General features: G+C 76.3%; 2 pseudogenes. Both read right to left on the reverse strand.

The features are described 5' to 3' along the window. Positions 1–84: pseudogene (locus ABZ885_RS41670) on the reverse strand (slipin family protein); the annotation flags it as partial. Positions 85–178: 94 nt separating this feature from the next. Beyond that, positions 179–1,162 (reverse strand): annotated as a pseudogene (locus ABZ885_RS41675) (hypothetical protein); the annotation flags it as partial.

The following is a 1,162-nucleotide window of genomic DNA, read 5'->3' on the forward strand; positions in this document are numbered from 1 at the left end:
GGTGATGCCCTCCTGCGCGGGGATCGGCATCGTCACGATCTGCACGTTCACCTTGCGCAACCGGTCCGCCACGGGCATCAGCATCACCAGGCCCGCCACCGTGGCGGGACGCAACAGGCGGGAGCGGCGGGGCGGTTCCTCGTGCGGGCTGCCGGGGGTGGTGCGGGTCACGGGTGGTTCAGATCCTGTCCTGGGTGCGTGCGGTCAGTCCGTACGCGTCGGCGATCGCCTTCCACTTTGTCACGAAGTCCTTCTTCGCCTGGGTCGCCTGCGGGTTGAGCTCGTCGGCGTGTTTCTTGTCGGCGGTGTTCGGGGCCGAGCCGGAGCAGCCCTGGGCGGACACCGCGCGCGCCCAGGTCGCGTACGCGCGGTCGATGTCGGCGGACAGCTGCCAGGCCGACTTCAGCGAGGCCACCGCGTCCGCGCCGCCGGGCAGGTCGGTGACGGACAGGGTGGCGAGCTTGGCGAGCAGCTGGTCGCGCTGCTTGGCGCCGCTGTCGAAGGACTGCGCCGCGCTCTCGATGTCGGCCTTGGCCGGGCAGCTGCTCACCTTGGCGACCGCGCTGCCGATCGGCGCCTTCGCGCTCTCGCCCTGGGTCAGCAGCTCGTCCAGCGCCTTGGCCTGCGTCTGGGCGTTGGGACCGCCCGCGGTGGCGCCCGCGCTCGGGGAGGCCGACGCGGTGTCGGTGGCGGCCGGGCTCGCCGCGCCGGCCGAACCGCCGGCCGGCGGGGTGGGCGGCGGGTTGCCGGAGGCGGGTGCGTCGGTGGGGGCGGCGGTGGCGGACGGGGCCGGGGCGGCCTGGCCGGCCGGGGCGCCGTCGTCCTTCACCGCCCAGAGGATGCCGCCGCCGAGCGCCAGGACGACGAGCAGCGCGAAGGCGATCAGCAGCGGGGCGCGCTTGTTGCCGGGGCGGTCCGCGTCGTCGAGGTCCTCGTAGCCGGCGGGGTAGTCGGGCTGCCCGTACGGCTGCTGTCCGTAGGGCTGCTGTCCGTACGCCTGCTGGGGGTACGGCTGCTGCGGGTACGGGGGCTGCGGCGGGCCGGCGGGGGCGGCCGGCTGGCCGTAGCCGCCCGGCTGGCCCGGGTACTGGCCCGGTGCTGGCGCCGGCGGCGTGGCGGGGCCCGGGAAGCCGGCGCCCGGTGGGGCGCCCGGGGGAGCGGC

This window comes from Kitasatospora sp. NPDC047058 (genome assembly GCF_040643935.1).
GTDB lineage: Bacteria > Actinomycetota > Actinomycetes > Streptomycetales > Streptomycetaceae > Kitasatospora.